The 4,339-nt window shown below is 70.4% G+C and carries 6 protein-coding genes; 4 read left to right on the top strand and 2 right to left on the bottom strand.

Going from position 1 to position 4,339, the window contains the following annotated elements:
* Window positions 1-56 precede the first annotated feature (56 nt).
* The 4 genes from WA944_RS18110 (at window position 57) to bluB (ending at window position 3,180) form a co-directional block, all read left to right on the top strand.
* Window positions 57-1,049: a LacI family DNA-binding transcriptional regulator gene (locus tag WA944_RS18110; protein WP_526647205.1), complete on the top strand. Its 993-nt coding sequence runs from the start codon at window positions 57-59 to the stop codon at window positions 1,047-1,049.
* A gap of 211 nt (window positions 1,050-1,260) precedes the next feature.
* A complete protein-coding gene (locus tag WA944_RS18105; protein ID WP_526609204.1) occupies window positions 1,261-1,686 on the top strand; it encodes an acyl-CoA-like ligand-binding transcription factor in 426 nt (141 codons plus the stop codon).
* 64 nt (window positions 1,687-1,750) lie between these two features.
* On the top strand, window positions 1,751-2,539 hold the full coding sequence (locus WA944_RS18100; RefSeq protein WP_526609203.1) for a cobalt-precorrin-4/precorrin-4 C(11)-methyltransferase: 789 nt from the start codon (window positions 1,751-1,753) through the stop codon (window positions 2,537-2,539).
* On the top strand, window positions 2,536-3,180 hold the full coding sequence (gene bluB / locus WA944_RS18095; RefSeq protein WP_526609201.1) for a 5,6-dimethylbenzimidazole synthase: 645 nt from the start codon (window positions 2,536-2,538) through the stop codon (window positions 3,178-3,180). The genes WA944_RS18100 and bluB overlap by 4 nt, the downstream gene beginning before the upstream one ends.
* A gap of 3 nt (window positions 3,181-3,183) precedes the next feature.
* On the opposite strand, the gene WA944_RS18090 is transcribed toward bluB, so the two are convergent.
* Both WA944_RS18090 and WA944_RS18085 read right to left on the bottom strand, forming a co-directional pair.
* Window positions 3,184-3,708: a bifunctional adenosylcobinamide kinase/adenosylcobinamide-phosphate guanylyltransferase gene (locus WA944_RS18090; RefSeq protein WP_526647204.1), complete on the bottom strand. Its 525-nt coding sequence runs from the start codon at window positions 3,706-3,708 to the stop codon at window positions 3,184-3,186.
* Window positions 3,705-4,339: precorrin-6A/cobalt-precorrin-6A reductase (locus tag WA944_RS18085; RefSeq protein ID WP_526647203.1), on the bottom strand; the 635-nt coding region annotated here is incomplete at its 5' end. The genes WA944_RS18085 and WA944_RS18090, both read right to left, overlap by 4 nt.

Here is a 4,339-nt window from a genome sequence, read left to right as displayed (position 1 = left end):
CGTCACTCCCGGAAGGTTCTGCCATCGTGAACACACCCCGCCGGCGTCGTCCGACGATGGCCCAGGTCGCCGAGCGTGCCGGGGTGTCGCGCACGCTGGTGTCGTTCATCCTCGACGGCAAGCCGGGCGCCAGTGAGCAGACCCGGCGGCGGGTGCTTGCGATCGCCGAAGAGATCGGCTACCAACCGGATTCGGCGGCGCGACTGTTGGCGCAGGGCCGCAGCCGCACGCTGGGAGTCATGACCGATGTCCGGCAGCTGTTCGATTCCGAACTGGTCACCCACATCTATCCGGCCGCCGAACGGTTGGGCTATGACGTGCTGCTGTCGGCCAAGCTGCCCGACCGCGACGAGGGGACCGTCATCGACTCGCTGCTCAGCCATCGGTGCGGCGGGCTCATCCTGCTGGGCACCAGCTCACCACCGGAGTTCTTCTACGAACTGGCAGAGCGGGCACCCGTCGTGGTCGCCTGCCGGCGGTTGCCGCAGCTGCGAACCGACTCGTGCCTGGCCACCGTCCGCACCGACGACGCCAAGGGCGTCCGGCAGGCCGTCGACTACCTGGTGGAGTCCGGGCACCGCGCGATCCATCACGTCGACGGCGCAACCGACCCCGGTTCGGCGGATCGGTCATCCGCATATCTGTCGGCGATGCGGGCCCATGGACTCGACGACCAGATCACCGTCATCCCCGGCGCCCACAACGAGGACGCGGGCGCCGCGGCCGCCCGGATGATGCTCGCGGCACCGATGCTGCCCACCGCGGTGCTGGCCGGCAACGACCGGTGCGCACTGGGCATCCTCGACGTCTTCACCCGCGCAGGTGTCGACATCCCGGGCCAGGTGTCACTGATCGGGTACGACGACAGCCGGCTCTCGGACAACCCGCGTATCGACCTGACGACCATTCATCAGGACGCACCCGAGATCGCCCGCAACGCTGTCGAGTTGGCGATCCGGATGCTCATCGATGGGCCGGGACCCGCCACCGACGTGGTGCTGGAACCGAAGCTGATCGTCCGCGGGACCACAGGGCCACCGCGCCACTGACCGATTGCTGCCACATTCGACGCGTGGACGCCAGCGACGAACCCGGCCTGCGGGAGCGCAAGAAGACGCGCACCCGCGACACGGTGCGACGTGAAGCGCGTTCCGCCTCTTCCAACTCAACGGGTACGCAGAGACCACGGTCGACCAGATCGCCGAGGCCGCCGACGTCTCACCCCGGACATTCTTCCGCTACTTCCCGTCCAAAGAGACGGTGCTGATCTCCGATGAGTTCACCGACCCGATCATCCAGGCGTTCCTCGCCGCCCCCGCGGAGATGTCCCCGATTGCGGCGTACCGCCACGCGGTGAGCGAGGTTTTCCGGACGATGGCCGGGGAAGAGTACGACTACGCGATCGCCCGGCAGCGCCTGATGTACACGCTGCCCGAGGCCAAGGGCGCGTTGTACGACGAGTACATCCGCACGATCAGGCTACTCACCGAGGCGTGCGCCAACCGACTGGGCTACGCCGAGGACGACTCTCGGATGCGCGTCACCGCCGGCGCGATGGTCGGGGTGATGATGGCCGCCGCGGACGACGCACCGATGTCGGGCACTGCCCTCCTCGAGGCGCTGGAGATCCTGGAAGACGGAGCCTCCCCCTCCGAAAGTACGGTTTCTGACGCGGATCGGCCGTGATCCGTCACAACCCGTACGTTCGGGACCAGATTGGGGCTGAAGCGCTCCCCTAGACTGCCGACCGATGGACGACGACAATGCGGTGCAGTTCGTCGGCGCCGGCCCGGGTGCCGCGGATCTGCTGACCCTCCGTGCGGCCCGGCTGCTCGGCGACGCCCAGCTCGTCCTCTACCCCGGCAGTTACCTCGACGCCGGCATACTCGCGAATTGCTCGCCGGGCGCCGAGCTCATCGACACCAGCGATCTCGACCTCGACGCCATCGTGGCGCACCTCATCGACGGACACCGGGAAGGACGCACGGTCGTTCGCCTGGTCTCCGGCGATCCGTCGGTGTACTCCGCAATGTCCGAGCAGATCCGCCGACTCGATGCGGCCGGGGTGCCGTGGGCGGTGGCGCCGGGGGTGCCGGCCTACGCCGCGGCCGCGGCACGCGTCGGCCGGGAGCTGACCGTCCCGCTGGTCGCCCAGTCGGTGGTGCTGACCCGCACCCAGCAGCGGTCGACCGCGATACCCGAGACCGAGGCGCTGAAGGCTTTCGCCGCGACCCGCGCGACGCTGGTGCTGCATCTGGCGATCACCCGGACCCGGGAACTGATGGCCGAGCTGGCGCCCGAGTACGGACCGGACTGCCCGGTGGTCGTGGTCTATCGGGCTTCCCAACCCAGTGAGCAGGTGCTCCGCGGCACCGTGGCCGACATCGCCGATGCGGTCGAGGCGGCCGGGCTGCGCCAGGCCGCGGTGATCCTGGTCGGCCGGGCTCTGGCCGGCGGGCCCGACCCCGACGCCGGGGAGAGCCACCTCTACGACCCGGCGCGGGACCGTTCGGCCAAGCGCGCAGAGGGGCTGCGATGACCGCGGGCCTGTCGGGTGACGCGCTGTACGACGTGATCAACCGCCGCCGCGACACCCGGGCCGAGTTCACCGGCGAGTCGATCGCCCCCGACGTGCTCGAACGCATCCTGCTGGCCGCACACGCCGCGCCGTCGGTCGGCATGTCGCAACCGTGGGACTTCGTGCTGGTGCGCTCACCGCAGACGCTGGAGGCGTTCCGCGACCACGTGGCCCGCGAACGCGACGTGTTCGCCTCGGCGCTGACCGGCGAGCGGGCCGACACGTTCTCCCGCGTCAAGATCGAGGGCATCTGCGAATCCGGCCTCGGGATCGTCGTCGGATACGACCCGACGCGCGGTGGGCCCCAGGTTCTCGGTAGGCACACCATCCCCGACGCCGGCCTCTACTCGGTGATCTGTGCGATCCAAAACCTCTGGCTGGCAGCAACAGTCGAGGGCCTCGGGGTCGGCTGGGTGTCGTTCTACCACGAAGAGTTCCTCCGCGAACTGGTCGGCATGCCCGCGCATGTCCGCCCGGTCGCGTGGCTCTGTGTCGGCCGGGTCGGCGAACTCCCCGAGGTGCCCGACCTCGAGCGTCACGGCTGGCGGCGACGGTCCTCGCTGGGCACCGTGCTGCACGAGGAGCACTACCGGCCCCGCTGAGCCTCAGAGCTTCAGTACCCGCCCGGCGATCACCAGGTGCACTTCGTCGCAGACCGCGGCGACCCGTTGGTTGAGGATGCCGAGCAGGTCGCGGAACAGCACCCCCGAGCGGTGCGCCGGCACCACACCCAGGCCGACCTCGTTGGTCACCACAACCGCCCGGGGTGAGGCGGCCAGCGCGTCGCACAGCGGGCCGATCTGCGCGGCGACCGCGGTGTGCGCCTCTTCGGTGGTCGCGTCCCAGAGTTCCCCGACGTCCATCAGAGCCACCAGCCAGGTGCCGAGGCAGTCGACGAGCACCGCACCGTCGGCCCCGGCCACTGCGTCGGCGACCTGCCCGGTCTCCACCGTCGTCCAGTGCGCCGGGCGGTCGGCGCGATGGCGCGCCACCCGCGCGTCCCAGTCGGGATCGGTGCCGTCGGCAGGCCGTCCGGGCGCGACGTAGATCACCGCGGCCGCGTCGCTCAGCAGCCCTTCGGCGTGGCGCGACTTGCCGGAGCGCACACCGCCGGTGACCAGGATCCTCATCCGGTCATCGTATTGAGGCCGCGCACCCAGTCCACCGCCTCGTCGACGTCGTGAACCGTCGGGATCCCGGGCAGGCGCGGTGGGCGGGCCACGATGACGACCGGGACGCGCAACTGCTCAGCGGCAGCCATCTTCGGCCAGGTATGCTCACCGCCGGAATCCTTGGTGATGAGCACGTCGGTGCGGTGGTCGCGCATCAGCTCCAGCTCGCCGGGAAGGTGGTAGGGCCCGCGACTGGTCAGCAGCCGCCACGTGGCAGGCAGCGGGATCTCGGGGACGTCCACCACCCGCGCCAGGACCGAGTGCTCCCGCAGGTCCGGGACGAACCGGTTGATCTCCTGGCGCCCGACGGTCAGGAAGGGGCGATCGCCCAACCGTGCGGCGACTGCGGCCGCCTCTTCGTGGGTGGCGGTCCAGTGCCACGACGGTTGCGCGCGGTCCTGCCAACCTGGGCGCTCCAGCCGCAGCAGGGGTTTGGCGGTGCCGCACGCAGCGGCAGCGTTGGCCGAGATGTTGCGTGCGAACGGATGGGTGGCGTCGACGACGGCGTCGTAGCCGGTCAGCGCGGACCGCAGGCCGTCGACGCCGCCGAAGCCGCCGATCCGCACCGCGCCGACGGGCAGACGCGGAT

Source organism: Mycobacterium sp. (assembly GCF_049683355.1).
Taxonomy (GTDB): Bacteria; Actinomycetota; Actinomycetes; order Mycobacteriales; family Mycobacteriaceae; genus Mycobacterium.
The sequence above is the reverse complement of the archived record's forward strand: the minus strand, read 5'-3'. Positions and strand labels throughout refer to the sequence as shown.